The 25,918-nt window shown below is 36.6% G+C and carries 26 protein-coding genes and 1 riboswitch; of the genes, 20 read left to right on the top strand and 6 right to left on the bottom strand.

Features of this window, described 5'->3' with window-relative positions:
* Positions 1-97: 97 nt before the first annotated feature.
* Positions 98-709, bottom strand: a complete 612-nt coding sequence (locus AB3H93_RS08275; protein ID WP_179299845.1) for a hypothetical protein — start codon at positions 707-709, stop codon at positions 98-100.
* Positions 710-1,259: 550 nt separating this feature from the next.
* On the opposite strand from AB3H93_RS08275, the gene aac(6') reads away from it, so the two are divergent.
* Together aac(6') and AB3H93_RS08265 are read left to right on the top strand one after the other, a co-directional pair.
* Entirely contained in the window at positions 1,260-1,808 is a 549-nt protein-coding gene (gene aac(6') / locus AB3H93_RS08270; protein WP_081128496.1) for an aminoglycoside N-acetyltransferase AAC(6')-Ii, read from the top strand.
* Positions 1,809-2,161: 353 nt separating this feature from the next.
* Positions 2,162-3,826: a peptide ABC transporter substrate-binding protein gene (locus tag AB3H93_RS08265; protein ID WP_010720789.1), complete on the top strand. Its 1,665-nt coding sequence runs from the start codon at positions 2,162-2,164 to the stop codon at positions 3,824-3,826.
* A gap of 79 nt (positions 3,827-3,905) precedes the next feature.
* Here AB3H93_RS08265 and AB3H93_RS08260 read toward each other — a convergent pair whose 3' ends face one another.
* Entirely contained in the window at positions 3,906-4,250 is a 345-nt protein-coding gene (locus AB3H93_RS08260) for a DUF3899 domain-containing protein (protein ID WP_010720788.1), read from the bottom strand.
* Positions 4,251-4,333: 83 nt separating this feature from the next.
* Between AB3H93_RS08260 and opp3b the strand changes: the two genes are divergently transcribed.
* The 5 genes from opp3b to AB3H93_RS08235 are packed head-to-tail and all read left to right on the top strand — an operon-like array spanning position 4,334 to position 9,353.
* Positions 4,334-5,275 carry an oligopeptide ABC transporter permease gene (gene opp3b / locus AB3H93_RS08255; RefSeq protein ID WP_010720787.1) on the top strand — a complete coding sequence of 314 codons (942 nt, stop codon included), beginning with the start codon at positions 4,334-4,336 and terminating at the stop codon, positions 5,273-5,275.
* Entirely contained in the window at positions 5,276-6,319 is a 1,044-nt protein-coding gene (locus tag AB3H93_RS08250) for an ABC transporter permease (protein ID WP_010737155.1), read from the top strand.
* A 5-nt stretch (positions 6,320-6,324) separates the two neighbouring features.
* On the top strand, positions 6,325-7,401 hold the full coding sequence (locus AB3H93_RS08245; RefSeq protein ID WP_010720785.1) for an ABC transporter ATP-binding protein: 1,077 nt from the start codon (positions 6,325-6,327) through the stop codon (positions 7,399-7,401).
* On the top strand, positions 7,376-8,332 hold the full coding sequence (locus AB3H93_RS08240; RefSeq protein ID WP_010720784.1) for an ABC transporter ATP-binding protein: 957 nt from the start codon (positions 7,376-7,378) through the stop codon (positions 8,330-8,332). Before AB3H93_RS08245 ends, AB3H93_RS08240 begins: the two co-directional genes overlap by 26 nt.
* Positions 8,333-8,345: 13 nt before the next feature.
* On the top strand, positions 8,346-9,353 hold the full coding sequence (locus tag AB3H93_RS08235; RefSeq protein ID WP_034700625.1) for an RNA-guided endonuclease TnpB family protein: 1,008 nt from the start codon (positions 8,346-8,348) through the stop codon (positions 9,351-9,353).
* A 310-nt stretch (positions 9,354-9,663) separates the two neighbouring features.
* Here AB3H93_RS08235 and AB3H93_RS08230 read toward each other — a convergent pair whose 3' ends face one another.
* Positions 9,664-10,485, bottom strand: a complete 822-nt coding sequence (locus tag AB3H93_RS08230; protein WP_010737158.1) for an NUDIX hydrolase — start codon at positions 10,483-10,485, stop codon at positions 9,664-9,666.
* Positions 10,486-10,587: 102 nt separating this feature from the next.
* On the bottom strand, positions 10,588-10,866 hold the full coding sequence (locus tag AB3H93_RS08225; protein WP_010720781.1) for a hypothetical protein: 279 nt from the start codon (positions 10,864-10,866) through the stop codon (positions 10,588-10,590).
* 431 nt (positions 10,867-11,297) lie between these two features.
* Here AB3H93_RS08225 and metG point away from each other — a divergent pair, with 431 nt between their 5' ends.
* The 4 genes from metG (at position 11,298) to AB3H93_RS08205 (ending at position 15,804) form a co-directional block, all read left to right on the top strand.
* Entirely contained in the window at positions 11,298-13,307 is a 2,010-nt protein-coding gene (gene metG / locus AB3H93_RS08220; RefSeq protein WP_010720780.1) for a methionine--tRNA ligase, read from the top strand.
* Positions 13,308-13,879: 572 nt separating this feature from the next.
* Positions 13,880-14,473 (top strand): type IV toxin-antitoxin system AbiEi family antitoxin domain-containing protein, encoded by a 594-nt coding sequence (locus tag AB3H93_RS08215; RefSeq protein ID WP_010737159.1) that lies wholly within the window; start codon positions 13,880-13,882, stop codon positions 14,471-14,473.
* A gap of 12 nt (positions 14,474-14,485) precedes the next feature.
* The gene (locus AB3H93_RS08210) at positions 14,486-15,328 is read left to right on the top strand and encodes a nucleotidyl transferase AbiEii/AbiGii toxin family protein (RefSeq protein WP_034700623.1); all 843 of its coding nucleotides are present in this window, start codon (positions 14,486-14,488) and stop codon (positions 15,326-15,328) included.
* A 278-nt stretch (positions 15,329-15,606) separates the two neighbouring features.
* Complete coding sequence (locus AB3H93_RS08205) at positions 15,607-15,804, top strand: P-loop NTPase fold protein (RefSeq protein ID WP_368020418.1); 198 nt, start codon at positions 15,607-15,609, stop codon at positions 15,802-15,804.
* A gap of 72 nt (positions 15,805-15,876) precedes the next feature.
* Here AB3H93_RS08205 and AB3H93_RS08200 read toward each other — a convergent pair whose 3' ends face one another.
* Complete coding sequence (locus AB3H93_RS08200) at positions 15,877-16,503, bottom strand: helix-turn-helix domain-containing protein (protein WP_010720777.1); 627 nt, start codon at positions 16,501-16,503, stop codon at positions 15,877-15,879.
* 344 nt (positions 16,504-16,847) lie between these two features.
* A riboswitch (FMN riboswitch) is annotated at positions 16,848-16,981 on the top strand.
* Positions 16,982-17,090: 109 nt separating this feature from the next.
* Between AB3H93_RS08200 and ribD the strand changes: the two genes are divergently transcribed.
* The 4 genes from ribD to ribE (AB3H93_RS08180) are packed head-to-tail and all read left to right on the top strand — an operon-like array spanning position 17,091 to position 20,421.
* Positions 17,091-18,164, top strand: a complete 1,074-nt coding sequence (ribD, locus tag AB3H93_RS08195; RefSeq protein WP_368020417.1) for a bifunctional diaminohydroxyphosphoribosylaminopyrimidine deaminase/5-amino-6-(5-phosphoribosylamino)uracil reductase RibD — start codon at positions 17,091-17,093, stop codon at positions 18,162-18,164.
* Positions 18,149-18,769 carry a riboflavin synthase gene (gene ribE / locus AB3H93_RS08190; protein WP_053766321.1) on the top strand — a complete coding sequence of 207 codons (621 nt, stop codon included), beginning with the start codon at positions 18,149-18,151 and terminating at the stop codon, positions 18,767-18,769. Before ribD ends, ribE (AB3H93_RS08190) begins: the two co-directional genes overlap by 16 nt.
* Positions 18,766-19,941, top strand: a complete 1,176-nt coding sequence (gene ribA, locus AB3H93_RS08185) for a GTP cyclohydrolase II (protein WP_368020416.1) — start codon at positions 18,766-18,768, stop codon at positions 19,939-19,941. Before ribE (AB3H93_RS08190) ends, ribA begins: the two co-directional genes overlap by 4 nt.
* Before the next feature lie 18 nt (positions 19,942-19,959).
* Positions 19,960-20,421, top strand: a complete 462-nt coding sequence (gene ribE / locus AB3H93_RS08180; RefSeq protein ID WP_368020415.1) for a 6,7-dimethyl-8-ribityllumazine synthase — start codon at positions 19,960-19,962, stop codon at positions 20,419-20,421.
* Positions 20,422-20,599: 178 nt separating this feature from the next.
* Here ribE (AB3H93_RS08180) and AB3H93_RS08175 read toward each other — a convergent pair whose 3' ends face one another.
* A complete protein-coding gene (locus AB3H93_RS08175; protein WP_368020414.1) occupies positions 20,600-21,187 on the bottom strand; it encodes a hypothetical protein in 588 nt (195 codons plus the stop codon).
* Between the two features lie 172 nt (positions 21,188-21,359).
* On the opposite strand from AB3H93_RS08175, the gene AB3H93_RS08170 reads away from it, so the two are divergent.
* The 5 genes from AB3H93_RS08170 (at position 21,360) to AB3H93_RS08150 (ending at position 25,853) form a co-directional block, all read left to right on the top strand.
* Positions 21,360-22,679 (top strand): APC family permease, encoded by a 1,320-nt coding sequence (locus AB3H93_RS08170; protein ID WP_161651994.1) that lies wholly within the window; start codon positions 21,360-21,362, stop codon positions 22,677-22,679.
* A gap of 162 nt (positions 22,680-22,841) precedes the next feature.
* Positions 22,842-23,618: a TatD family hydrolase gene (locus AB3H93_RS08165; RefSeq protein ID WP_010720770.1), complete on the top strand. Its 777-nt coding sequence runs from the start codon at positions 22,842-22,844 to the stop codon at positions 23,616-23,618.
* Positions 23,611-24,177 (top strand): ribonuclease M5, encoded by a 567-nt coding sequence (rnmV, locus tag AB3H93_RS08160; RefSeq protein ID WP_010720769.1) that lies wholly within the window; start codon positions 23,611-23,613, stop codon positions 24,175-24,177. The genes AB3H93_RS08165 and rnmV overlap by 8 nt, the downstream gene beginning before the upstream one ends.
* On the top strand, positions 24,170-25,060 hold the full coding sequence (rsmA, locus tag AB3H93_RS08155) for a 16S rRNA (adenine(1518)-N(6)/adenine(1519)-N(6))-dimethyltransferase RsmA (protein ID WP_368020413.1): 891 nt from the start codon (positions 24,170-24,172) through the stop codon (positions 25,058-25,060). Before rnmV ends, rsmA begins: the two co-directional genes overlap by 8 nt.
* Positions 25,061-25,388: 328 nt before the next feature.
* Positions 25,389-25,853 (top strand): hypothetical protein, encoded by a 465-nt coding sequence (locus tag AB3H93_RS08150; protein WP_034700608.1) that lies wholly within the window; start codon positions 25,389-25,391, stop codon positions 25,851-25,853.
* Positions 25,854-25,918 lie beyond the last annotated feature (65 nt).

Raw genomic sequence — 25,918 nt, 5'->3', positions numbered from 1 at the left:
CAGGATAATGCATACAGAATATCTTTTGTCACGTTCAAGACAGCGAGACTTGAGATGATTGATAATGATAAAAATATCAGAAACTTTCTATTATTCATTATACCAAACATTTGATACTCATTAAGCCTAAAGCAGCAACTACTACTGGGATGGTAAATTCGGCACCAGCTACTTCAAAAACAAGAGCAGCTATTTCTTGCCATGCTTTTTTCTGGATCAATGCCCATAATCCACCAGCAGTTAGACTCATATAGATCGTATCTCCTACATACTCTTTAATACTCTTGCCCATACAATCGGTAAAGCCTCTTCCATTTATAGAATCGATTTCATGCATGGAGCGTTCATTTTCGAAAAATTGCTTAAATAGATAATATGAATTTGAGTTAATTTGTTCAGGAAATTGTGATTCAATTCTAGTGAAATTAATTCCGATAACTTCACCAACACTATTTTTTATTGGTGCTTTTTCAAACATAAACGCTAGCTCTTTAGCAATTTTGTTGATTTCTATTTGCTTTTGATCCTCAGATAATAGGGGTAATCGATTATTTTTGATATCCATACTCAATTGTTTTTGAAATTCTTCAGGGGAAGTACTCTCGTTGGCATAAACAACTGTACCTGTACTAATCAGTAGACTTAAAACCATCAAAAATGACATTGCCAAACAAAAAAATTTTGAATTTCTTGATACATGTAATTCCATCTATAATCACTCTCCTATTTTTTTGGTAACAAGCACTTGTTGTAATAATCTTAATAGAATATACATATTTATACATTAAATCAGTATTTAATTTTTATTAAAATATAATATTTATATCATTTGTTTTTTAAATTTTTTTATTTTTAAATTAAATTTTTGTCAACTTTTATATACAATATTTCTTTATTATAATTATAAAAAATAACGAAATGTATTGAAATGTTGGGTCTGGTATTTATTTATTATAAGATGCTTATATGTATTTTTATTTATTTCGAGAGAGTTAAACATAAAAATTGATATTTCGTTTTCTATTATCTATTTAAAAAAGCAAAATTTTAAAGTAAATCGTTTCTGTTATGACCTCCTTCACGGCGTTCAAGAAGCAACTCCTCAGCAATAAGCGATGATTTTCTAAAATATGAGAAGCTATTTTAAAAAATCCTCTCTTATTTGCTCGGAGCTGAACGCTTCTTTCACGACCTTAAGCATAAACTTTTCTTTTTTCTTTCTAGTACTGCTAAAATAGGCAGAAAAGGGAGGGATAGCGATGATTATCAGTGAGTTTGATCGTGAGAATATTGTCTTGCGAGATCAGCTTGCAGATCTTTTAAGATTGACTTGGCCTGATGAGTATGGGACAGAGCCGATGAAAGAAGTCGAACAGTTGATGGTTCCAGAACGGATTGCTGTATCGGCGATTGAAGGGGAGGAATTGGTCGGTTTTGTTGGAGCGATCCCTCAATATGGCAAAACAGGGTGGGAGTTACATCCTTTGGTAGTAGCAAGCGCGCATCGCAAACAACAAATCGGGACACGATTGGTTTCCTATCTGGAAAAAGAAGTCGCTTCATATGGTGGCCTGGTCATCTATCTAGGGACAGATGATGTTGAAGGACAAACAAATTTAGTTGAAACGGATTTATTTGAAGATACCTTTGCAAAGTTACAAGAAATCAAAAATATCAATCATCATCCCTATACATTTTATGAGAAACTTGGCTATCAGATCATCGGTGTGATCCCAGATGCGAATGGGTGGAACCAGCCTGATATTTGGTTAGCAAAACGAGTGGCCAAAAGAGAGCCAACGGAATAAATTAAGACACTAATATTAGAGAAATGAACGATCCATTTTGTTCTCTAGTATTAGTGTTTTTTTGTTAGAATAAAAAATTATAATCTTTTTATGAGCTAAATCCGAACATTATAGCTGTTTTTACGATTTATTTTTTTTTGATGAAAATTATTTTATTTTTTTATCAAGTAGAAATAAAACCTTATAAAATAAGTGTATTTTCAGAAAAGAACAATAAATATTTCACTATAATGACATTATTTAAAAAAAAACCGAGAAAAAAGTATTGCTTTTTTAATAATTATTCATTAAACTCTTAAACAACTCAGAAAAAACTAATTATTCTGAAAATTTCGACAAAAGGGGTACGGGAAATGAAAAAGAAATGGGCATTTAGTGTTGTAGCCTTGAGTGGGCTGGTACTTGCAGGCTGTTATGGCGGAAGTGCAAATACAAAAAGTAGTAATTCAGCGAGTGGCAACTCTACAGATGGAGGCGGAGTATTCAATTTAGTCGTACCTCAAGAAATGCCAACAGCAGATTTATCTTTAGCAACGGATACAATTAGTTTCACTGCATTAAATAATGTGTATGAGGGAATCTATCGTTTAGATAAGGATAGTAAACCACAACCAGCAGGAGCGAGTGAACTGGCAGAAGTTAGTGAAGATGGGTTGACTTACAAGATCAAATTGCGTGAAGACGCTAAATGGTCCAATGGTGATCCAGTAGTTGCGGCTGATTATGTTTATGGTTGGCAACGTACAGTGGATGCTGCCACAGCTTCTGAATATGCGTATCTTTTTGCTCCAGTAGCGAATGCAGAAGAAATCACAGCAGGCAAAAAAGATAAATCAGAATTAGGAATCAAAGCAGTAGGCGATCATGAATTAGAAATCACATTAACGAAACAAACGCCATACTTCCAATATTTACTTGCTTTCCCATCATTCTTCCCGCAAAAACAATCAGTGGTGGAAGAAAACGGTGATGCTTACGCTTCAGCAAGCGATAAAGCAGTATACAATGGACCGTTTACCTTAACAGATTTTGACGGACCAGGGACAGATACTGAATGGTCATACAAGAAAAATGATAATTATTGGGATAAAGATGCAGTGAAGTTATCTGAAATCAAAGTTAGCGTGGTCAAAGAATCTTCTACAGCGTTGAATCTCTTTAAAGACGGACAAGCAGATGACGTCATCCTTTCAGGGGAACTCGCTCAACAAAATGCGAATGATCCAGCATATACGTCAGTCAAAGAAGCACGTACGAGCTATATTGAGTTGAACCAACGTGAAGCTGATTCACCATTTAAAAATGTCAACTTAAGAAAAGCTATTTCATACTCAATCAATCGTGATGCGTTAGTGAAACAAGTTCTAGGAGATGGCTCGGTTGTGTCAACTGGCTTGATCCCAGCGGACATGTCTAAAAATCCAGAAACAAATGAAGATTTTGCGAAAGAAGCAGGCAAACTTGTTTCTTACGATAAAGACAAAGCAAAAGAATATTGGGAAAAAGCGAAAAAAGAACTTGGCATTGATTCCCTTGAATTCAATTTGATGGCTTCAGATGATGATGCATCGAAAAAAGTGATCGAGTATATCCAAAACTCAATCCAAGAAAATTTAGATGGCGTAAAAGTTAAACCAACACCAGTCCCATTCTCCGTTCGTTTAGACCGTTCATCTTCAGGTGATTTTGATACTGTATTAGGCGGTTGGGCAGCAGACTATGCTGATCCAAGCAGCTTTACGGACCTATTTGTTGCAGGTAACTCTTATAACCGTGGGCAATGGAGTAATGCGGACTACGACAAAGTAGTAGATGACTCAGGGAATAAAGATGCGGGCGATGAGCAAGCACGTTGGGCGGATCTACAAGAAGCAACTAAAATCATGTCAGACGATATGGGTGTGATCCCAGTTTACCAAAAAGCAGAAGGACACTTAGTCAATGAAAAAGTCAAAGGAATTGTCCACCACGCTGCAGGAGCTTCATGGGATTACAAATGGACTTATGTAGAAGAATAGGCAAACATTAAGACAAAAAAAGCGGACTAGAGATTAAGGCAGTTGTCTTAATCTCTCTCCACTTTTTAAAGGTTACGTATCATAGAAACGAAAAAATCACCAGCACGATAGAAAGAGCAAGCAAGATTCCGGCAATGATCAGCCAAAAGGTATACATACCATAGCTGGCAGACGAGAGTGAAGAAAATTCTGGTTTTTTCTTGCGGTTTCTTGTTCGGGCTAAATAGATCGATCGTTGAAAATGATCAAAGAAACCCGAGGAAAAAACCCATAAAAATCCGCCGATAATCAAAAACGGCATCGCACATAAAAATAAATCATTTGATAATTGAGTGAGTGTTAGTTGATGATTCAAACTATTTTTTACAATAATCAGGAGAATCAAGACACCAGCAATCAGGTAGGGAAGAGACTTCTTTTTCATCAGTTTGCTCCTTTATCTTTGGTTCATTCATTAATAATGTAGCGAAACATTTGTCAGAAGTCAAAAGCTAGGGGGAAACATTAGTGAATAGTTATCTAAAATATGTATTGAAACGTGTCTTCTTTATGGCCATTACGCTTTGGTTGATTGCCACAATCACGTTCTTCTTAATGCAATTATTACCAGGAACACCTTATACCAACCAAGAGCGCTTGAGTCCTGAAACGATCGCTATGTTGAATCAACAAGTTGGACTGGATAAACCTGTGATCGTCCAATATGGTATTTACTTGTCAAATTTACTTCAAGGAGATTTCGGTATCTCTTTCCAATTTAAAAATCAGCCTGTTGCTCATTTATTAGCTGGTAGAGTAGGACCTTCATTACAACTAGGACTACAAGCGATTATTTTTGGAACAGTGATCGGTACGATCTTAGGAACGATTTCAGCAATGAAGCAAAACACTTGGGCAGACACTTCTTCCACGTTGGTTGCTATTTTGGGTCGCTCGATCCCTAACTTTGTTTTTGCAGTCTTATTACAATATATTTTTGCGATCCGCTTGCATGTACTGCCGATTGCTAAATGGGACGGCTTCATTTATACGATCCTTCCAACCATTGCATTGGCTATGTCACCTTTAGCCGATTCAGCTCGTTTTATCCGAACAGAAATGGTCGAAGTATTACACAGCGATTATGTGGAATTAGCGAGAGCCAAAGGATTAAGCCGTTGGGAGATCGCCTTTAAACATGGTCTTCGTAATAGTTTGATCCCGTTAATGACATTGTTAGGACCGTTAGCAGTTGCTTTGATGACTGGTTCGTTAGTAGTTGAAAATATTTTTGCCATCCCCGGTATTGGTGAGCAATTCGTTAAATCGATCACGACGAATGATTATCCAACGATCATGGCAGTAACGATCCTTTACTCATTTATGTTGATCTTTGTGATTTTAGTCGTTGACCTGCTGTATGGTTTAGTTGATCCAAGAATCCGTGTTTCAGAAGGGAGTCGAAGCTAGATGGAACTGATACCAAAACGTTATGAAACAATAGCAGATATTCCTGCAGATAAATTTCTTCCGCTACAAAAAAACACTGAAGAAGAACGAGAACAAATTGCAGCTCCATCGCTAAATTTCATTCAAGATTCTTGGCGACGTTTAAAGAAAAACAAAGCTGCAGTCGTTTCGATGATTTTACTATCAGTGATCATTTTGATCTCGATCGTTACGATCTTTGTTTCGCCACACAACCCAACAGCACAAAATATTGATTACATCAATCTACCCCCACGTATTCCAGGGTTAAATATCGATGGATTGAATGGAAAAGCGATGGTTGGTGGTGAGTTAGTCGATAAATATGCCCAAGCAAATGTCCCAGCAAATGTGAATTTCTTTTTAGGAACGGATGGTCTAGGACGTGATGTATTAAGTCGTCTATTCATGGGAACACGAATTTCCTTACTGATCGCTTTTATTGCTGCATTATTAGATGTGACGATCGGTGTTGCTTATGGGCTGATTTCTGGTCTGCTAGGTGGACGAATCGACAACGGAATGCAACGTTTCTTAGAGATCTTATCTGGGATTCCTAATCTGGTAGTCATGATTTTAATGTTGGTTGTTTTTGAACCAGGTATTTTTTCCATCGTGGCAGCAATGGCGATCACGAACTGGATTCCGATGGCTCGTATCGTTCGAGCGCAAACCCTGAAACTGAAAGATCAAGAATATGTGTTAGCTGGTATGACATTAGGTGAATCGAAATTGAAAATTGCCTTCAAACATATTTTACCGAACATTTCCAGTGTAATCATTATTCAAATGATGTTTAGTATTCCATCGGCAATTTTCTTTGAAGCCTTTTTAAGTTTCATTGGATTGGGGCTAACGCCACCATCTGCTTCATTGGGAACAATGCTGAGTGATGGCTATAAAACTTTCTTGTACCTGCCATATCTATTATGGATCCCTGCGGCAACGTTATCTGTTATCATGATCGGCTTCAATTTACTAGCGGACGGATTACGTGATGCCTTTGACCCTAAAATGAAAGAGTGAGGAATATGACAAAAGTTCTTGAAGTTAAAAATTTGCAAATCTCATTTGATACGTACGCTGGGAAAGTCCGAGCGATCCGTGGTGTCAATTTTCATTTAAACAAAGGCGAGACTCTAGCAATTGTTGGAGAATCTGGTAGTGGGAAATCAGTCACTACCAGAAGTATCATGAGATTGTTATCAAGTAATGCTACGATCGATTCGGGCGAGATTTTATTCAAAGGAAAAAATATTGTCGATCAATCAGAAAAAGCCATGCAAAAAATTCGTGGGAAAGAAATCGCAATGATTTTCCAAGATCCAATGACTTCTCTCGATCCTACGATGACGATTGGTAAACAAGTGGCTGAATCCTTGCGAAAACACAATAAAGTTTCGAAAAAAGAAGGACAAAAAGCAGCATTGGAATTACTAAACTTAGTCGGGATTCCTGAGGCTGAAAAACGGATCAACAGTTATCCTCACCAATTTTCAGGAGGACAACGGCAACGGATCGTTATTGCGATTGCGTTGATCTGCTACCCGGAGATCTTGATCGCTGATGAACCAACAACTGCATTAGATGTTACGATTCAAGCCCAGATTTTAGAACTGCTAAAAGAAATCCAAACGAAAATCGATACCTCGATTATCTTCATCACACATGACTTAGGTGTAGTAGCAAATGTAGCGGATCGGGTAGCGGTGATGTATGGCGGAAAGATCATTGAAGTCGGTACCTCGGAAGAAATTTTTTATCATCCGCAACATCCTTACACTTGGGGCTTGTTAGGTTCGATGCCGACCTTAGATAGTGCAAATGAACGGCTTTATGCGATCCCGGGTTCACCACCTGATTTATTGAACCCACCTAAAGGCGATGCCTTTTATCCACGGAATGAATATGCCTTGCAGATTGATGCAGAAGAAGAACCACCATTTTTTGAATTATCAAAAACACATCAAGCAGCAACTTGGCTTTTAGCACCTCAAGCACCAAAAGTAGAGCCACCTGAAGAAATCAAACGTCGTTGGGCGATTTTTGAAGAAAAGCAAAAAGCGAATGGAGGGATGACGAATGCCAAAAAAACTGCTAGAGGTTAATGGTTTAAAACAATATTTCAATATTGGGAAGAAAAATGAAGTTCACGCAGTCAATGATATTAGCTTTCATATTTATGAAGGGGAAACCTTTGGCTTAGTTGGTGAATCAGGTAGTGGTAAATCAACCACTGGGCGGACAGTCATTCGCTTAAATGAACCGACCGATGGCGAGATTTTCTTTGATGGAAAAGATGTCACCAAGCTAAAAGGAAAACAAGAAATGGCTAAGTTTCGCCGTGAGGTTCAGATGATCTTCCAAGACCCTTATGCATCATTGAATCCCCGAATGAAAGTTCGTGACATCATTGCAGAAGGGATCGATGTCAATGGATTGGTCAAGTCTCCTGAAGAACGTTCAGAAAAAGTAGATGAGCTTCTTCGAACGGTAGGATTGAATCCGAGCCATGGTACACGTTACCCTCATGAATTTTCAGGAGGACAACGACAACGGATCGGTATTGCACGTGCCTTAGCAGTTAATCCTCGTTTTATTATTTGTGATGAGCCGATTTCGGCTTTAGACGTATCGATTCAAGCGCAAGTGGTCAATTTATTACAGGATCTGCAAAAACAACAACAACTAACGTACTTATTCATTGCTCATGATTTATCTATGGTCAAACATATCAGTGATCGGATCGGTGTCATGCACAACGGTCGTTTATTGGAAATGGGAACAAGTGATGAGATTTACCATCATGGCGTTCATCCTTATACGGAAAGTTTATTATCTGCAATTCCACTACCAGATCCCGATCATGAAAGACAGCGGAAAAGAATCAAGTATCAACCAGAACCAGAAGATGGGCAAAAACGGACATTAAGAGAAATTGCCCCAGAGCATTTTGTCTATGCGACAGAGCAAGAAGTGGCTTATTACGCAAAAAAATTGAAACGGCAAAAAGAAGCGAGCTTACTTGTGACGTCTTAGGAGGTACGTGCTGATGCTAAAAGCCTTTAAATTCCGAATTTATCCCACGGCTTCACAAAAGCAATGGTTTGTTCAAAATTTTGGCTGTGTTCGTTTTACGTATAACCACTTACTAAAAGCCCGTCAGGAAAGCTACGCTAAAACAGGTGTCATCGATTATACACTGACTCCTGCTTCTTTAAAAAAGCAATATGATTTTTTAAAAAAAGCAGACAGCTTAGCGCTTGCGAATGCACAACTAAATCTAGATCGTGCGTTTCGTAATTATTTTAAAAAACGTGCCAGTTTTCCAAAATTGAAAAATAAAAAAAGTATGTGGCAGTCTTATACAACAAATAATCAAAAAGGCACAATTTATTTGAAAGATAAGTATCTAAAACTGCCAAAACAGAAAGAACTCATTCAGGTAAACCTCCATCGACCAATCGAAGGAGAGATTCGTTCAGCGACGATCTCCTCACGTTATAATGAAGCTTTTTATGTTTCTTTACTCTGTGAGGTTTCAGCGAAAGAAATAACAGAGTCTCGTCGTTGGATCGGTGTGGCTTATGATCCGCAAAAACTAATCGAGACATCCTCTCCAGTTGATGTACCATTGCCATTGTTGAAAAAAACCGAAAAAGAAATGCAGCTGGCTAAGAGGAAATTAGGGATTAAGGGACGGGCAGCTCAGAAACGAAAAGCTCGTTTGGAACGATCGAAGAACTATCAAAAACAAAAGCGTAAAGTAATGGATCTTTATTTAAAACAAAAATTTCAAAAAGAAAATTATTTGGAACAGTTATCTGGCAAATTGATTCGTTATTATGACTATTTGTTTGTAGAAGCTGTCCCTAATGAAACTTTCTTGTCAGACTTCTCACTTCAAGATTGGTATAAATTAGTGACTAAGTTAAGGTATAAAGCAAACTGGTATAATAAAACGTTGATTTTGATCAATATGAATGAACAAACCGATCCTTTAGTGATTAAAAAAAGTCTAGAACTAGAAAAAATCGGGAAACAAGTGATTTTTGAATAAATGAACTGGTAGGAGCGCTAGGGATCGCCTTGTTGATAAAAAACACTTGCTGTTTTTGTTTCTAGGAATTTTCTTCTCAAGAAAAGCTCACTAATTATGATAAACCAAACAAGGAGGTAATGACCTTTCTGGCTAACCTCTAAAATAAGCCGAAGAATACCAAAAGCATTGCTTTTGTGTAATTCTTCGGCTTATTTATGAGAAGTATTTATCCATCAGATGGTCATTAATGGGTGATTGCTCAGGTATTAATGATTGCAGAAAAATCCAATAAAAATCTTTGGTATTTCAGCTTTCTGAAATCTTCATCTTATTCATAGTTTCCAGGTTTCAACTGATAAATCTTGGATGGACGCCCGATTCCTACTGGTCGTTCACCAATTTCATCAAAGTATTGCAGCATCGCTTTTTTGAAATTTGAATGATCAATCATTTTAAAATCGATCCCTAAAAATTTGGCAAATACTTTTCGGGCTTCTGTGATCGTAAAATCTTTACCTAATACTTGTAAGACTTGTGGTTCATGTTCCATTTTATTTGTCACTCGATTAAATGCTTTCGTAATGATCTCACTATGGTCAAATGCTAAAGTATCTTTGCCAGAAGATTCACTTGTCAGTAAATCTAAAGAAATAGCAACTTCATCACTCGTTAGATGGATTTTGTTTCCTTGGCGTGTCAAGGTAAACCATCGGACTTCTTCTGCATCGTCACCAGCAATCAACGGTTCTTCACCAATAAAAGCCAAGTAACTGACAGTCACGACCCAGCCTCGAGGGTCTCGGTTCGGTGTGCTGAAGGTGTGTAGCTGCTCAATATTTTCCTGAGAAATCACGACACCCGTTTCCTCTTTGGTTTCACGTAAGACACTTTCACCAGTGGATTCATTCTTTTGGACAAAACCACCTGGTAAAGCCCATGAATTTCGGTAGGGATGCCCTTTTCTTTGGATCAGTAAAATTTTTAACTGGTCTTCTTCCTTGTTGTAACACATCAACACGATATCAACAGTCAAAGAAGGTTTGTCATATTCTGGGCGTTCTTGCTTTTGATACCAGTCAAGAAAATCAGCTTCACTTGCTTCATGTTCATAATATAACTTTTCCTCTTCTTTAGAAGCAAATTGTTTCATCTTTTAACCTCCTGATGACGTTCTTGTTTAAATATACTTTTATCTTATTTTAGCAGACTCCAAAAAAAAACCAAAGTTTTCCTTGGAGAAAGACTTCTATACTTAGATAGGGAATAAAAACGGTAGGAGTAAATTGAACAAGAAGAAAAGTAAATAGATCAGTAACAGTTTTCTATTTTCTTCACGAAGCGTTACATACCCACAAAAAATGATATAAAAATTGAGAACAAAACGAAAAACTTGGGTAAATAAAAGAAACTGATTCAAGCTTCCTTGGAGGTTAAAATAACCATATAATCGTATATAAAAATAGCTGAACAGCCAGTGTAACACTGAAAGCAGTGCAATACTGATTGTAAAATAAAGATGTTTTTTTTGCATAAAATTTCAGCCTTTCTTGGACAATGAACTGTCTATTAGTCGTAAACATAAACAGCCTATTTCAGATCCACTTGCTTTTGGGTTGTTATAAAAAGGTTTATTTAGAAGGGAGAACGATGTTTTCTTCCTATAAGCAACTATTAAGTCGAAGCTATGTTTCGTCAAAATAAAACAACGGGACTGCTACAAGATTCCGTGACATTGTGAGAGATAACCTACATGTAAACGTGCTGCTTACTAAAAACGAAACTTACTGATTCCTAGGTTTCTTTTCACACACTATTAATTATTATAGCATGTTTTACTAGGAAAATAATAAAGAGGAAAGGCATTTGTTAGAGGGTAGCGAAAAAATCGTCGCAGTCTTTTTGATTTATGGTATACTAGCAAGGAAATGAATTCGCATCATGCGATAAAGGAGGAAGAGCCCCATGGCAGAAAAGGAAACTTTTTATATTACGACGCCAATCTATTATCCAAGTGGCAAACTGCATATTGGTAATTCGTATACAACGATTGCCTGTGATGCAGTTGCACGTTATAAGCGATTGATGGGCTTTGATGTGTTTTATCTAACTGGGGTGGATGAACACGGTCAAAAAATAGAAAAAAAAGCAGCAGAATTAGGTGTTGAACCACAAGCCTATGTCGATAAGATGGCTGCGGATGTGAAAAAACTTTGGAAAACGCTGGATATCAGTTATGACAAATTCATTCGAACAACGGATGATTATCATAAAGCGGCTGTTCAAAAAATCTTTGATCGTCTAGTTGAACAAGGCGATATTTATCTTGGCGAATATGAAGGCTGGTATTCTGTTTCGGATGAAGAATTTTTCACTGAAACACAATTAGCAGAAGTTTATAAAGACGAAGAAGGAAATGTAATCGGTGGGAAAGCTCCAAGTGGGCATGAAGTCGAATTAGTCAAAGAAGAATCTTATTTCTTCCGTATGAGCAAATATGCTGATCGTCTTTTAGAGTATTACCAAGAGCATCCTGAATTTATCCAACCAGAATCTCGTAAGAAAGAAATGATCAATAACTTTATCAAACCAGGGTTAGAAGATCTTGCTGTTTCCAGAACGACATTTAGTTGGGGGATCCCTGTGAAAGACGACCCTAAACATGTCGTTTATGTTTGGATCGATGCGTTATCCAACTATATTACTGCATTAGGTTACGGCTCTGATGATGATAGCTTATTCCAAAAATATTGGCCGGCAGATGTCCATATGGTTGGAAAAGAAATTGTCCGTTTCCATACGATCTATTGGCCAATCATGTTGATGGCATTAGATTTACCGTTACCGAAAAAAGTCTTTGGTCACGGTTGGTTGTTGATGAAAGACGGAAAAATGTCTAAGTCAAAAGGAAACGTGGTTTATCCAGAGATGCTAGTTGAACGTTATGGTCTCGATGCGTTACGTTACTATTTACTTCGTGCTGTTCCATTTGGTTCAGATGGCGTATTTACACCAGAAGATTTTGTTTCTCGGGTCAACTATGACTTGGCGAACGATCTTGGAAACCTATTGAATCGTACCGTTGCAATGATCAATAAATATTGTGATGGGATCGTTCCTGACTATGCTTCTTTAGTGACGCCTTTTGATAGTGAATTATCAACAACAGCTGCAAATGTCGTTGGACGATATCATGATGCGATGGAAAAAATGGAGTTCAATACGGCATTAGCTGAAATTTGGGTCTTGATTTCTCGTGCAAATAAATATATCGATGAAACAGAGCCATGGGTTTTAGTCAAAGACGAGGACAAGAAAAAAGAATTAGCGAGTGTAATGATCCATCTAGCAGAATCATTACGGATCACTGCGATCTTATTGCAACCGATCATGACAGAAACGCCAATTAAAATCTTTAATCAATTAGGACTAGACCCAGAAACGATGAATCTTCAAGGCTTGCACTTTGGCGAATTTCCTTCTGGAACAAAAGTAGTTGCTAAAGGTACGCCAATTTTCCCACGGTTGGACATGGAAGAAGAAATCAGCTATATCCAAGCGAAAATGTCTGAAGGAACCCAAACGAATGAAGAATCAGTGAAATGGGACCCAGAAGAAACTGAGCTTGTTTCAACTAAAGACAAACAAATCAAATTTGATGTATTTGAAAAAGTGGAATTAAAAGTAGCTGAAGTCATCAACTGTCAAAAAGTTGAAGGAGCAGATAAGCTATTGCAATTCCGTTTAGATGCGGGAGATAACCAAGACCGCCAAATTTTATCAGGTATCGCTGAATTTTATCCTGATCCAAGTGAATTGATCGGCAAAAAACTAGTGATCGTAGCGAATTTGAAACCACGTAAGATGCGTGGACAAATCAGTCAAGGGATGATTCTTTCTGCAGAAGCACCAGATGGCACGTTACAAGTAGTCGAAGCGCCAAAATCAATGCCAAATGGTTCAGAAATTGGGTAAGATGAACATCCATATGATTTAGGTCAATAATCAGTAAGCGTGAATGGTGAGCCAATCATCATAAAAAGTAGTGTAGTCAAATGATGTTGGTAAAGAATAATCTTAGAATAATTTGGACAGAAAGAAGAAATATTTCTTTCTGTCTTTTTTATTTGGTTGGTTTTAACACGACGAATCATAAAACGTCGCAATAACTGGACTTCTAACAAAAGATCCTAGAGGGGACGACAAATGACAATGTGGATATTCTTCGGGCGTGTATTGAAGAGTATCTTTGCCAATCAATTAAATTTACCATTATATTTTTTGGGGTTAAATTATTTTCCTCAAAATAGATAATTAGGTTTAGAATATTTAAAGTCCTTCGATAAGCTGAGTATAAGCCATTTTGAGTCCTCCTATGAATTGATTCGTCAAATTAATTCTAAAGGATTCCAGGTGTCTTTTTTACCCTTTTACATCATAAAAAAGATGTTGGCGAATTTCATCGACATCAAAGTTCATCTTGTTACAATTAAACTACCATGATATAATTTAAGTAGTGTATTTGTAACGAAAGAAGAGGTAAGTAAATGCAAGATAAATTGAAAGAATTGTTGGCTATTCGCGATGGAAATTTATCTATGAAGGAAGCCAGAAAATTTGGAATCGCAGCAACTACTGTACAAAGATTGGTGAATAAAGGAAAATTGATCAAAGTTGATCGTGGTTATTATGTAGAGGATGGTCATGGAATAGATGATTTATTTTGGCTTCAGCAACGATTTTCCAGGGGAATCTTTTCTCATGAAACGACTTTAGATATTTACCAGCTTTCTACGAATATGCCGAAATTCATTCATTTAACTTTTCCCCATGGATACAATGTTGATCGTTCAATTACAAAAGAGCAGCAGTTACAATTTCATTTCGTGAAGAAAGAAGTTTATGAGCTAGGAAAAGTAGAGGGAACTTCCTTCCAAGGGAATCCTATTACTATGTATGATAAAGAGCGTACACTTTGTGATATTTGGAATCCGAGATATGAAATTGAATACGAAATGAAATTAGCAGCATTAAAAGAGTACATGGAAGATCCATTGAGAGATCCGAGCAAATTAAGAGATTATATGACAAAACTACATGTAGAAAAAGAAATGAAATACCACATGCAAAGCTTATATTAATGGAGGGAAAAGATGACACCGACACAATTTGCATCAAAAACCAGAAATTTAGCAAAGAGTACAGGGCTAAATGCACAGTTAGTACAACGGCATTTTATGATGGATCGTTTAATTGAACAAATTTCTGAATCAAAGTACAAAAATGACTTCATTTTGAAAGGTGGCTTTTTATTAGGATCAAAATATGGAATCGATAGAAGGACAACAATTGATATCGACACGACATTTAGAAATAGCAAATTAACTGAAGAAAAATTGAAGAATATTTTTAATGATTTGATTAGGAAGCCCACGAAAGAAGGTATTGTTTTCTCTATTCAAGGAATGAAGGAAACAAGAGAAGCCGATTTTTATCCTGGATTTCAAATTAAATTGGTGGCTAATTTAGAGAAAGTGCGTGTGCCGTTTAAAATGGACGTGACAACAGGAGATTCTATTTATCCTGAAGTAGATACACACTATCACCAATTAATGTTTGAAGATAAAAAAGTGGAGATTCCAGCTTATCCAACAGAACAAATTATTGCAGAAAAGCTAAGTGCTACGTTCAGCTTTGGTACAGATAATTCGAGAGTAAAAGATTACTATGACTTATTTACCATACCAAAATTAGAAAATATTGATACGAAAGAGTTATATAAAAGTGTTCGAAATACATTCACAAAACGTGGAGATACCGAATCTTTGTCTTTTTATTATGAAAGAGAAATGGAAAAGATCAGAGGAAACGACTACTTGGAAGAACAGTGGGAAAAATATCGTTCAGTTAACACGTTTGCGAAATCCATTTCATTTACAGATACAGTCAACGAAATTGAGCACCTAATGAAAAGCATGATTAAAATTGAAAATTGAGAAACGAAGAGATTAAGCTGATAAATAATGTAACTTTAGAACGTATAGTACCATAACTAAGTTGAGCAATAGGAAATAAATTGCTAGTTAGTATTAGTACCAAATTGTGCTAAATTCTTATTTGGCAGCTATGTGAATCGCAAACTATTTTTACTATATATAATTCTAATGAACTGAAATATATTAAAAAAGATACACTTGGGAAATTTATTTCTTAGGAGGGGATTGTCATAAAGCAAATAGAGTTAGAAAGAATTGATACTACAGAAGCAGTAAAAATGTTTTCAAAATTAATTAAAGAAAAAAAGACATTTTTTTTAAATGGAACTTGGGGATCTGGAAAAACTGAATTTTTAAATAGGGTAAGCAATCAAGCAGAAGAAAAAAATTTTATATTTTTAAAATTGTGGGAGTTGAAAGATGAGATTGTCGATAGTCATTCAAGAATGTCGTTTTGGACACACCGACATTTTTGAATGACTATTGACAGTATTTATCAAAATTAGGACTTATTAACTTGATTTTAAACTGACGAAATTAATAATAAATTAATTAGGAGAATAAGCGATATAAATATTTTTTAAGCGAGGGTATTCGATTAAATCGATAGTAAACACTCCATCGTATGGGATAAGTTTATTTGATTTCAAAGATTTATTTTTTGTTTTATAGAGGCTAACTGTCATTTCGTCAGCACCACTTTCTACATAATACCCAGCTTCATTTCCTGTGATATGTAAAATAATTTTTAATTGATGGTCTTCAAGAAAAACTTCCTTTATTTCATGTTTCTTTAAGGTGGAAATTTCAGAATTTTTTGGAAGAACATCCTTAACAAAAATTATCGTAGGTTTTTTTGGATATAAAAGAAAAATGATAGTCCCAATAGCCACTAATAGTAATCCAGCCAAAATAACAGAGATCTTTTTTATCTTTTTTTTCTTTGTTAAATCATTATCCACGGCTTCCATTATTTTTTGATCTTCATTCAAAAGATAATCAAGAGATACACCTAAAACATTAGATATATCAATAATTGTTTGAATATCGGGATAATTTCTACCAATTTCCCAATTTGAAATCGCTGAACGACTTACATTTAACTGTTCAGCCAAATCCGCTTGGGTCAAATTCATTTTCTTCCTTTCTTGTTTTAACAGTTTTCCAAATTCCATAAAAACCTCCTATATTTCTTTTTCCTTTTTAATTATATTTAAACATAAAAAGAGGTACAATTAGTCAGAAATTGTGGAATATGACTATTATCATGATGTCACAGATTGTGACTTCATACAATCGAGATAACTAAGTTTTTGTAAACGATTTCAAAAGACGGAAAATAACAAAGCTGATATTTATGTAAAATGAATCAATTTTTAGGAGACTATTTTATAAATATGTAATACTTGTTCTAATCATATGATTAGCATTAAATAAACGAGGACGTCCATACGCCATTTTCTCTCTATTTTTTAGGTTGACACAATTAAGTTTTAAGAATATACTCTAAACGAATTGAATATTTCTTCGGGGCAGGGTGTAATTCCCGACCGACGGTGACGAGTTTACTCGAAGTCCGTGACCCACATTTTTGTGGTTGAGCCAGTGAGAATCTGGCACCGACAGTTAAAGTCTGGATGGGAGAAGAAAAATCGACTGAAGATCGGTTTTATTTGTATTAAAATCGATTATCTTTAGGTTTATTTAGTTATGCCCTGTGATTAATTTCGCAGGGCTTTTTTTGTTGAAAGGGGGAATTGATATGCACCAGTCTTTCATGATGGCTGCGATTGAAGAGGCAAAAAAAGGAAAGGGAAATACCTTTACCAATCCATTAGTTGGAGCAGCGATTGTAAAAGAAGGAAAGCTACTCTCACTAGGTGCCCATTTACAATATGGCGAGTCCCACGCTGAAGTAAATGCTATTCAAAATTGTGATTCCCCCGAAGAACTGTTTAATTCAACTCTATATGTTACCTTAGAACCTTGTAACCACCAAGGGAAACAGCCGCCTTGTACGCAAGCTATTATTCAGTCTGGTATCTCAACGGTAGTCATAGGTCAACTTGACCCAAATCCTTTAGTAGCAGGAAAAGGGAAAGAATTTCTACAAAAGCATGGGATCAAAGTAATTGTAGGTGTGGAAGAAGAGAAATGTAGAGCACTGAACCCTTTTTGTAACCATTTTTTTGAAAGGGATCGTCCCTATATCACATTAAAACAAGCTATTACACTAGATGGAAAGATTTCTTTAAAGGAAGGTTCGCGGTACTCAATAACAGGTACAGAGGCAATCTCAAGAGTACGGAAAGAGCGAGGAGAACATCAAGGAATCGTAGTGGGAAGCGAAACCGTTCTAGTTGATAACCCTATTTTGTTGCCTGATATCGTAACTAACTTTCCACCAGTGCGCATTGTTTTGGATCGTAGAGGGCGGATTCTTAAAAATCCTAAACTCAATCTTTTTCAAACGACAACAAATCCAGTCTGGATATTTACGGAAAACCCTAAGCTAAAGGAACTGTTTCCCCATGTAACTATTTTTTATACGCCTAAGTTTTCTTTTACCTTCTTTATTGAGACCATGAGAAAAAGAGGTGTTCAGTCGCTGTATATAGAAGGTGGAGCGAAAATTCATGATGCTTTTTTAGCAGAAAATCTCTGGGATGAAGTCATCAGTTATATTGCGCCCAAACTTTTTGGTGGAAAAAGTCCGATGTCCTTTCATAGTGAACGTTTAGTTTCTAAAGAACAACAATTAGTATTTTTGGAAGTTGAACAGCTTGGAAAAGACATTCGAGTTAGGGGGAAACGAAAGCAATGTTCACAGGATTAATCGCCGAGCAAGGAAAAGTCAAAGAAATTAGACGAAACCAACAAATGATCCAACTCACTTTCCAAGCTTCAAACAGTATACTAAGTGATTACAAAATTGGAGATAGCATGGCAGTCAATGGCGTGTGCTTAACTGCTATTGAGGTTTCAAGCACATTTTTTAAAGCTGAAATAATGCCTGAAACTTTTAAACGGACTACTTTCTCCACCGTAAAAGTTGGAGAGAGGGTAAATCTAGAACGAGCAGTTTTGATGACGCAACGCTTTGAAGGACATTTTGTTTCGGGACATATTGATACTGTTACAAGATTGATTAAGAAAATAGAGAATCAAAACGCATTAATTTTGACGTTTGCTTATCCAACCAAATATGCAGGTGAAATCATTCCGCAAGGATCAATTGCAATTAATGGAGTAAGTTTAACGGTTACGGAAACAACAACAGCAAGCTTTTCTGTTAGCCTGATTCCACATTCTAAATCCTTAACAAATCTGGGGAATTTAGGTGTAGGACATCTTGTGAATATAGAAACGGATATCGTTGGGAAATATGTAAAGGCACAGAGAAATAAATTTGAGATGTACAAGGAGAAGGACTTATTATGAGGAATATTACTGAAGCAATAAAGACCTTGAAAAAGGGCGGATTAATCATTGTAGCTGATGATGAAGATAGAGAATCAGAAGGAGATTTGGTTGGTTTAGCCGAATATGTGACACCTGAGGCAGTAAATTTCATGACCAAATTTGGACGAGGATTAATCTGTGTGCCGATTTCTAATGACATTGCGCAACGCTTATCTTTAGGAGAAATGACAACTCATAATACTGATGCGTTTGGTACAGCTTTTACAATTAGTGTGGATCATAAACATACGAAGACTGGTATTTCAGTATTTGATCGAGCTACTTCCATTAAAGCATTGGCTGATCCTCATTCGAAAACAAGTGATTTTCTTAGACCAGGACATATTTTTCCTTTGATTAGTGTAGATGGCGGAACGCTTATACGTCGAGGACACACCGAAGCTGCAATTGATTTAGCCAAAATAGCTAATAGTGTAGAGGCTGCTTATATTTGTGAGATTCTGAAAGAAGATGGAACGATGGCAAGAATGAAAGATCTGACCCGTTTATCTGAAGAATGGCAATTACCCTTAATTACGATTGATGAGTTGGTAAATTATTTAGAAGAAAATAGTCATATAACCGTAAATTTACCAACAGATTATGGTGATTTCAAATTGACTATTTATGAAGACGGAGAAAAACGGGAGCATCTATTGTTAACAAAGGGAGATATTCAAAATAGTCAGTTTCCTACATTAGTCCGAGTTCATTCGGAATGTCTAACTGGTGATGTCTTCGGGTCTCAGCGTTGCGATTGTGGGAAACAGTTACATGAAGCGATGAGAATGATCGAGGAAGAGGGGACTGGAGCTATTCTTTATCTTCGTCAAGAAGGTCGCGGAATCGGATTGAGGAATAAGTTAAAAGCGTATCAATTGCAGGAAAAAGGATTGGATACTTATGAAGCAAATACTGAATTGGGCTTTGCTCCGGATGAACGGGATTATCACTTTGCAGCAGAAATTTTAAAATCAATTGGTGTAACGTCCATTCGTTTACTTACAAACAATCCCGATAAAGTAATAGAGTTACAACAAGATGGAATTACGATTGTCGATAGGGTGCCAATTGAAACCGTTCCGAAAAAGGAAAACCAAGCCTATTTAAAAACAAAAAAAGATAAGTTTCACCATTACTTATCAGTATAAAAATAAAGGAGCAAGAAAATGACAATTTTTGAAGGAAATTATTCTCCAAAGGATCTTCGAATCGGAATTGTAGTCGCGCGTTTTAATGAATTTATCAATCAAAAATTATTACAAGGAGCATTGGATAATTTAAAAAGGCACGGTGTAAAAGAAGAACAAATTGATATTTATTGGGTACCAGGAGCTTTTGAAATTCCTTTTATTACCAAAAAGCTCAGCAAAAAGGACAGTTACGATGGGTTGATTACGTTGGGGACAGTTATCAGAGGTGCAACTACTCATTATGAATTGGTTTCCAATGAGGTAGCCAAAGGAGTCGCACATATTAACCTGGAGTCCAATATTCCAGTGATGTTCGGTGTATTAACCACAGAAACTATTGAGCAAGCAATTGAACGAGCAGGGACGAAAGCAGGAAATAAAGGCAGTGAAGCTGCTCAAGGGTTAATTGAGATGATTTCTCTTTCACAACAAATTTAAGAATTCCTATTTTTTAGAGTATGATGAGTTTACTGTGTAAATAGCATCCTTCAGTTTACTAAATGTAACAAACGTAAATATTAATCTTAGTATGTTTTGCCTGGAATAGATAGATTAAAGCGACCACCTAAAGTTAAAGCCAAAATCTAACTTTGGGTGGTCGCTATACAAATTGACACTACTTTTTTGAGGGGATTTTTTTGAATCGCTCTTTTAAACGAGTTGGTAACAAGAAACTTAAAAGAGTAAAGGGTATCGATACAATGTACCAAAAAATCGTTCGGCCAATCCCATAGCGTTGGTAAAGTTTTTGCAACATCAAATGGAGTAGCACTAACCCAGCGAATAAACTGCTATAAAGGAACCAAGGATTATCGAGATGTGAGAGCGTTCTTAACGACATGATCGTTGCAGGGTAAAAATAAAAGAAACCAGCAACTAAAGTGACTCGCCAATTTTTGGTGAAAGTACTGAGATTCAATAGAAAGAAAAGCGCAGATAAAATGATACCTAGAGGAGGGAAAAGGCTGATAAAAAAAGCATAAATGGCTCCCCATAGAATCATTCCGGGACCTTTGATCAGTGCAACGAGCAGAATCAAGCTAAACAACAAAAGCAACTGTTGAGTGAAAGTAGCAAGAATGAATGTCCCGAACAAAATCAGCGTGAACCAATGCCAAAGCGATTGTTGTTGTGATTTTCTGGAAATGGCAAAATGATCCTTTAGGAAAGATGCCAGTTTTGGGTAAGAACGATTAAATTCCATAATTGGTCCTCCTTTATCTAACCTACATTAATTATAAGTGAGGAGAATGGAGGATTCATAGGTCTAAGGTGGTATCTTTCAATAAATTTACTGAAAAAAATGATGGTAAAACAAAATATTCTCCGTTATACTGAAAATTATATTAAAAACTGCGGGGAAAAGGGGAATGTGAATGAAAGGCAAGTTAAAACGAGAGATCAACTTATTTGGCGCATTAGCAACTGTTATGGGAACTGTAATTGGGGCAGGAGTTTTCTTTAAAACAGCGGCTGTTACGGCAAGTACACAATCGACTAGTTTGACCTTATTGGCATGGCTATTAGGAGGATTTTTAACGATCTGTGCTGGTCTAACGGTAGCTGAGTTGGCAACTGCGATCCCAGAAACGGGTGGTGCAGTCAAATATATTGAAGCCGCTTATGGAAAATTACCGAGCTTTTTACTGGGTTGGTCCCAAAGCTTGATTTATTTTCCAGCGAATATTGCGGCGCTTTCGATTATTTTTGCGACACAAATGACGAACTTATTACAAATATCTACGGATTATCTTCTATTAATTGCGATTATTACTGCTATTTCTGTTACTGGTTTGAATTTACTAGGAACAAAAGTGGGTACGACTGTCCAGTCTGCGACACTGATTATCAAATTGATTCCATTAGCTGTCATCGTTATTTGGGGACTGTTGACACCAGGTAGTGGAACGATCCAACTATTCCCATTTGAAGCAGGGAAAGATGTGTCGTTTGCAGAAGGCTTAAGTAGTGCTTTACTAGCAACTTTATTCGCTTATGATGGCTGGCTTGGTGTCGGCGCAATGGCGGGGGAAATGAAACGTCCCGAAAAAGATTTACCTAAAGCAATTATTTTAGGGTTAAGTTTTGTAACAGTGGTTTACTTATTGATCAACTTTGTTTTCTTAAAAACTCTGCCAATTGATCAGATTGCAGGTAACCTTAATGCAGCATCTGATGCATCAGCGGTTATTTTTGGAAATATCGGTGGAAAGATCGTGACGATCGGTATCTTGATTTCTGTTTATGGGGCACTGAATGGGTACACGTTGACCGGAATCCGTATTCCTTATGCGATGGCTTTGGAAGGTGAGTTACCTTTTAGTAAACAGTTAACGAAATTATCAAAAAAATTCACAGTGCCATATGTTCCAGCACTTTTTCAATTAGTGATTGCGTGCATTATGATGAGTTTAGGTTCATTCGACTTTTTAACTGATATGCTAATTTTTGTTATGTGGCTGTTTAGCTTATTGATATTTATCGGTGTATTTGTTTTAAGAAAAAAACAACCAGACTTACCAAGACCATACAAAGTACCTTTGTATCCAGTGATTCCATTGATTGCAATCTTTGGCGCTGTCTTTATTTTAGGGATGACTTTATTTACTCAAACAGCTTTGGCAATGATCGGGATCGTTGTCACATTACTAGGTATCCCAGTGTATTATTACAAGAAAAAACAAGTCGAGCGTTAATTTAATAGTCATGTAAAAGGACTTAAGAGAGGAAACTTGCTTAAGTCCTTTTATTTACAACTAGAAATTTGCATTTCAATAAATTTGACCTGATTTTCGTCTTTCCTACTTCTGCCATAGCAACTTATATGCTAAAGTAATGAAGAAAAGGAGCGATAAAAAATGATATTTGATTCTCATACCCATTTGAATGCGGAACAATTTAATGATGATATTCCTGAAACTATTGAACGGGCCAAAGAGTTGGGCGTGACAAAAATGGCGGTAGTAGGTTTCGATACCCCAACGATCGAAAAATCATTACAGCTTAGTCACGATTATTCAAACATATATAGTATTATTGGTTGGCATCCTACTGAAGCAGGAAGTTATACTAAAGACGTTGAGAAAAAATTACAAGAGCAATTAACGATGCCGAAAGTGGTAGCGTTAGGTGAAATCGGCTTAGATTATTACTGGATGGAAGATCCGAAAGAAGTGCAAGCTGAAGTTTTTCGTAGACAAATTGCGATTGCGAAAGAAATGAATCTGCCGATCAGTATCCATACCAGGGAAGCGTTAGCAGATACTTATCAAATTTTAAAAGAAGAAGATATTCGTGATATTGGTGGAATCATGCACAGTTTTAGTGGCGATTTTGAATGGGCCAAACGATTTCTTGATTTAGGAATGCACATTTCATTTAGTGGGGTCGTGACTTTCAAAAAAGCGCAAGATGTTCAAGAAGCAGCCACTCATGTTCCACTCGATCGATTGCTAGTAGAAACGGATGCGCCTTACTTAGCTCCAGTACCTTATCGTGGGAAACGAAACGAGCCAGGTTATACCCGTTATACAGTTGAAAAAATTGCCGAATTACGTAATCTTCCGGTAGAAGAAGTGGCGCTCCAAACTTGGAAAAATGCTCATCGTCTATTTAGGATCGCTGAAAATGACTAAATTAAAAATCCAAGAAATTGTAGTCGTTGAGGGAAAAGACGATACTAGAAGACTCCAAGAAGTAGTCGACGTCGACACGATCGAAACGATTGGTTCAGCGATCAATGATGAAATACTCATGCAGATTGAACATGCGCAGGAAACACGTGGTGTAATCATCTTTACTGATCCTGATTTTTCGGGCGAGAAAATCCGCAAGACGATCATGGAAGTCGTTCCTCAGGCAAAACATGCTTTCTTACCTCGTCAGCAAGCACGTCCCAAAAAACAAGGAAGTCTTGGCGTTGAACATGCTAGTGACGAGGCCATCTTAGAAGCATTGAAAAAAGTAATCACCCCATCTTTTGAGGAAGACGAAACGGAAATTACTAGACAAGTGCTGATTTCTCATGGTTTAATAGCGGGAGCGCAAGCAAAAGAAAAACGTGAAAAATTAGGGGACGAATTAAGAATTGGTTATACCAATGGGAAACAACTGGAGAAGCGTTTAAAAATGTTTCGGATCACACCAGAAGAATTTGCCCAAGCAATGAAAAAAGTGGAGGAACAACATGAGTGAACAGCGTGATATTGCGACACCTTCTAGAACAAAAGAAATCTTATTGAAACATGGATTTTCATTTAAAAAAAGTTTAGGTCAAAATTTTTTGACTGAGCCAAATATCTTAAGAAAAATCGTGGAAACTGGCGAAATCGATCAACAAACAAATGTCATCGAAGTTGGTCCAGGTATTGGAGCGTTGACGGAACAACTAGCACGTAATGCCAATCAAGTTGTTGCCTTTGAAATCGATGATCGCTTGATTCCTGTGTTAAAAGATACGTTAGCTCCTTATCCTAATGTGACTATTGTTCATCAAGATATTTTAAAAACTAATTTAGATCAGGCAGCAACAACCTATTTTGAACAAGATTTACCGATCAAAGTTGTTGCAAATTTACCTTATTATATTACGACACCGATCATGATGCATTTCTTAGAATCAGATCTGCAAGTAGAAGAAATGGTTGTGATGATGCAAAAAGAAGTCGCTGACCGTATTTCTGCTAAGCCTGGTACAAAAGCATATGGCTCATTATCAATCGCTGTACAGTATTTTATGGAAGCATCTGTTGCTTTCATCGTACCTAAGACTGTTTTTGTTCCGCAACCGAATGTCGATTCAGCTATCTTGAAACTAACCAGAAGAAAGCAACCAGCTGTAGCGGTTACTGATGAAAAGGCATTTTTCCGATTGACAAAAGCAGCGTTTCAGCAACGAAGAAAAACATTATGGAATAACTTACAATCTTCATATGGCAAAGATGAAGCAACGAAAGCTTGGTTAACGACTAGTTTAGAAAAAGCTAACATCGATCCTAAACGTCGTGGAGAAACCCTCTCATTAGCCGAATTTGCTGCATTAAGTAATGCAATGGAAGAGCTGAGCGAGAAAAATTAAGTTCTAATCTAATTCAATAAAGAAAGCAAAACGCCTAAAAGTCTAGCATGCTAGCTTTTAGGCGTTTTGTTTATCTAAGTCCAATAAAATGAGTTGGATGGTCATCACTAATTGAAAAATAAGTAAATGACTACTGTAACCCGATTCCTGTAATCTCAGTTTAAGATCATAATCGTTCATGTATTTAAGAATGGCTAACGGTTTAGACCGAAAAATAGTTTCTTATGAAAATAAATTTTTTTAGAATAAAACGATACTATAATCATAAATGAACACGATGAATTTTTAGAACTTATTTTGATTACTAAGGAGAAAGAAGGGTGAGGTAATGAACAAAATGAACCAATCGATTGTTTTGGGGTTAACATTGATTACCGTTGGCGGATCAATTGCCCCTGTTACCAATGTATTTGCTTCAGAAAAAGCTACAAACTTTACCGCCACAAACGAATTTGACAAATACTACAACGATTTATCAAATGAAAAGAAAGCAGAATTTGAACGATTAGTATCCGGTGCTCACTTATCCCAAGTGGAGCAATTACAAATATTAAAAGAAAAATACGAGTCCGATAGACAACCAACTCCTCGCTGGAAAATTGCCGTCATTAAAAAGATAGCCAAATGGTTAGTAGCTAAAACAGGTGAAAAAACGGTAAGTGATGTTACTAATTACTTATTCGAATGGCAAGATAATTTAGAACAAGGTGCAGAAAATTGGTTAGTGAATCATGGGTGGAATAGAACCGCAGCTCATTGGACTGTTAAGACTGCTAGCTTCATTTTCTTATAGGATGAGTGTAAGAAAATGAAAGGAACAAAGAGACTGATTTTTTGGGGACTGACACTATTTTTTTG

Origin of the sequence: Enterococcus sp. C74, assembly GCF_040887125.1 — a bacterium.
In the GTDB taxonomy this organism is placed as follows: domain Bacteria; phylum Bacillota; class Bacilli; order Lactobacillales; family Enterococcaceae; genus Enterococcus_B; species Enterococcus_B hirae.
The sequence above is the reverse complement of the archived record's forward strand: the minus strand, read 5'-3'. Positions and strand labels throughout refer to the sequence as shown.